Annotated in this window: 3 protein-coding genes; 2 read left to right on the top strand and 1 reads right to left on the bottom strand. The window is 64.2% G+C overall.

All coding sequences use genetic code 11. The features are described from left to right. The coding region (locus AC1DY5_RS46930) for an AsmA family protein (protein ID WP_478121221.1) at window positions 1–1,850 on the top strand (1,850 nt) is incomplete at its 5' end. A gap of 2 nt (window positions 1,851–1,852) precedes the next feature. Next, window positions 1,853–2,977 (top strand): YihY/virulence factor BrkB family protein, encoded by a 1,125-nt coding sequence (locus AC1DY5_RS46925; RefSeq protein ID WP_478121220.1) that lies wholly within the window; start codon window positions 1,853–1,855, stop codon window positions 2,975–2,977. Window positions 2,978–3,118: 141 nt separating this feature from the next. Here AC1DY5_RS46925 and AC1DY5_RS46920 read toward each other — a convergent pair. After that, window positions 3,119–3,659 (bottom strand): Bug family tripartite tricarboxylate transporter substrate binding protein (locus tag AC1DY5_RS46920; RefSeq protein WP_478121219.1); only part of this gene is annotated, 541 nt, incomplete at its 5' end.

Here is a 3,659-nt window from a genome sequence, read left to right as displayed (position 1 = left end):
CGATTCGGATGCGCGACGTGTACTTTGGCAACGCTGCCTGGTCGAAGGATGAGCCGGCAATGGCCAAGATCGAGATGTTGGAGTTCTCGGTTTCCTTGCGCGATCTTCCGGAAAAGATCCTTGTGTCGAGGGTGGCCCTCACGCGGCCCGAACTGGTGTTTGAACGTCTGGCCGACGACCGCAAGAACTGGATCCTTTCGGAACCGTCCGACACCTCCCCCAGCAAGCTGCACATCAGCACGCTGTCGGTGGATCATGGAAAGCTGCGCTACACGGACCACGGCGTGCCATTCACCCTCGACGTCGAGGGCACGACCTTCGATGCCCAGTATCGGCAAAAAGCGAGGGATGCCGACGCCAAGCCTGCGAACAACCGATACACCACGCAGTATGACTTCAAGGGGAAATACCACGATGCGCAGTTTTCCGGGCAGGCACTCACAGGCGACGTCCTGAGCTTTCAGGAGTCGGGCGTTCCCTTTCCTCTCCAGGGTCGGCTCGACGCCGGCACGACGCGCTTGGCCGTCGAAGGCACCATCGCCGACGCCGCCAACATCTCCGCCATCGACGTGGACCTGCGCATCGAGGGCCAGACCCTGGCGAACCTGTACCCGTTTCTCCTGCTGCCACTTCCGGCTTCTCCGCCTTATCGCTTGCAGGGTCACCTCGTCCTGAAGGRCAACCGCTACACGATGGACGATCTCACGGGCAAGATCGGATCGACCGACGTGCGCGGCAAGGGGGCGTACGTCGACCAGAAGCCGCGCCCGCTACTGACAGCCGATCTCCACAGCACCCTGCTCAACCTGGCCGACCTCGGGCCATTGATCGGGGCGCAGACCAAGGAAAGCGGCGGCAAGCCTGCTTTTTCACAAGCCGAAACGAGGAACCGCCCGGCGGCCAAGGCCAGGGAGAAGGCGATCGATCCGAACCACATCCTGCCGGCGGGGACCTTCGACGGGAGCCGGCTTCAGAAGATCGATGCAGAGGTTGACCTGGTTGCTACCAAGCTGGTGGTGCCCGAGGCCTTGCCGCTCGAGAGCCTCCGGGCTTCCTTGCGTCTGCGCGACGCAAGGCTCAAGGTCGATCCCCTCGATTTTGGCTTTGCGGAAGGCACCATCGCTTCGCGGGTGGCGCTCGACGCCCGGGAACCGACGATCAGATCCGAGGTCGAGATCGACCTAAAGCGCGTTCGGGTCGATCAACTGCTTCCTGACAGCACGGCGATCGCGAAGGGCGCGGGCCGGGTGGGCGCCACGGTGCGGCTCAAGGGCGCCGGCAACTCCATTGCCGACGCCGCCGCAAAGGCCGACGGTCGCGTGGCAGCCACCGTCGTGAACGGACGGATTTCGAACCTGCTGGACGCCGCGAGCGGCCTCAATGGGGGCAAGGTGCTCGTGCTGCTGGCAGGCGGCGACAAGGACGTCGTGGTCCACTGTGGCGGGGTCGTCTTCGACGTCGCCGGCGGCCGGGGCACGTCGTCACTCTTCGTGATCGATACCGAGCAGACGCAAGTGATTGGCACGGGTGGCTTCGATCTCGAGCACGAGCTTTTCGATGTCACCGTGGCACCGCGGCCGAAGGAGTTCGGGCTGCTCTCGCTGCGCACGCCTGTGCGGCTGCATGGCAGCTTCAAGAAGCCCGAGTTCGAACTCGTCAAGGGTCCTCTTCTCGCCCGGGCCGGGGCAGCGCTGGGCCTTGTGGCAGTCAACCCACTGGCCGCGCTGGTTCCCCTGATCGAGACGGGACCGGGCGAGGAGACGAACTGCGGCGCCGTTCAGGGTCGCGTTGCAGACGCGGTGAAGCAGGCGCGCCCGCGAGCGGCGCATGACAGCAAGGAGCGGAAATAGCCATGTCGCCACGGCATTTGTTCGACCTGTGCCGCAAGGCGGTGATGGCGTGGGTCGACGACTACGCGCCAAGCATGGGCGCCGCGATCTCCTACTACACCATCTTCTCCCTGGCGCCTCTGCTGGTGATCGTGATCGCCGTCGCGGGAGCAGTCTTTGGCCGCGACGCGGTTCAGGCGCAGGTCGTTGCGCAAATTGGCGGCTTGGTCGGAAGCGAAGGTGCCACCGCTGTGGAGGCCATGCTGCGCGCTGCCGCGGACACCGACAAGGGGCTTATCGCCGGCGTCATCAGCGCCGGGGTGCTGCTTCTCGGCGCGACGACGGTGTTTGCGGAGCTGCAGAGTGCGCTGGATCGCATCTGGCACGTGCCGGAAAAGCAAAAGCCATCGGGCGTCTGGGCCGTCCTGCGGGCACGGATCCTCTCGTTCGGACTGATTCTGGGCCTGGCCTTCCTGATGATGGTCTCGCTCCTGGTGAGCGCCGGCCTGGCAGCGTTCGACGGATGGTTCGGCGGACTCGTCCCGGGCTGGGAGATCCTGCTTCAAGGGCTCAACATGCTCATCTCGTTCGGCATCGTGACGCTTCTCTTCGCGATGATCTTCAAACTGATGCCGAGCGCGAAGATCGCATGGCGGGACGTCTGGATCGGGGCGGCGGTGACCGCCGTCCTGTTCGAACTCGGCAAGCTGCTGATCGGCCTGTACCTGGGCAAGAGCGGAGTGACCGAGGCCTTTGCGGCCGCCGGTTCGCTGGTGGTCCTGGTGGCGTGGGTCTACTACGCAGCGCAGATCTTCCTGCTCGGCGCGGAGTTCACCAAGGTGTATGCGGACGAACACGGATCGCTCTCGGCGGCAGCCGCGAGATCGGGGGAATCCTCGCCGCCGCATGCCACGGGATCCGAGGGAAGCATGCCTGCCACCCTACCCGTCGTGGCGAGGGACGTGCCGGACTATTCGGGGATCGCAAAGGCCGCTGAAACCCAGCGAGAGGTCGACCGGCGGGTCGCGTACGCCGCCCGCGTCCTGGGGCGTCAGGTATTGCTTCTGGCGGTCCTCACTGCCGCGAATTTGTTGACCAAGCGCAGGCTTCAGCGCGAAAAAAAGCAAGCTAAGAGGCGACCGTCGTAGCGGGTCGAGCGACTTCTTGTCCAACGGACCGACGGCGCCGAAAGTACCAGCGGTCGAAAGCCTTTCGGATTGGTTTCGGTTGCTTTTCAGCGGCTCGCCGGCCGTCGCCAGTTTTCGAGAAGGCAGTGACTGCCAAATCCGCTATTCATCGACTCTGACGCCTGATTGCGCGACTGTGGAGGCCCATTTTTTCTGTTCCTCCTGGATCAAGTCGGCAAATTCCTGCGGCGTGCCGCCGGCTGGATCAAAGCCGCGGCTCGCCAGGCGTTGCCGCACCTCGGGCATTTTGAGGATTTTCACGATCTCGCCGTTTAGCTTCGTCACGATCTTGTCGGGCGTGCCCGCAGGAACCACCACGCCATACCACTCGGTGAAGTCGATGTTCGACACGCCCGCTTCAGCCAGGGTCGGAACGTTGGGCAGCAGCGGCAGCCGACGCTTGCTCACCACCGCGAGCGCCTTGAGTTGGCCGGACTTGAGCAGTGGCTCCACTACCGGAAGGCCCGGGAACATCAGTTGAACATGGCCGCCGACCATGTCTGCCAACGCCGGCGGTGCGCCCTTGTATGGCACGTGAACAATGTCGATGCCAGCCTGTCGCTTGAAGCCTTCGCCGATCAGGTGGAGTTGCGTTCCGGGTCCCGAGGATGCATAGCTGATCTGTCCCGGATTCGCCTTGGCC

This window comes from Variovorax sp. P4_D9, from assembly GCF_056401695.1.
Note: the sequence above shows the minus strand (reverse complement) of the source record. Positions and strands in the feature narration are given on the sequence as shown.

Coding starts and splice junctions, on each gene's coding strand:
- AC1DY5_RS46925 (WP_478121220.1), top strand. CDS start 1,853: ATGTCGCCACGGCATTTGTTCGACCTGTGCCGCAAGGCGGTGATGGCG.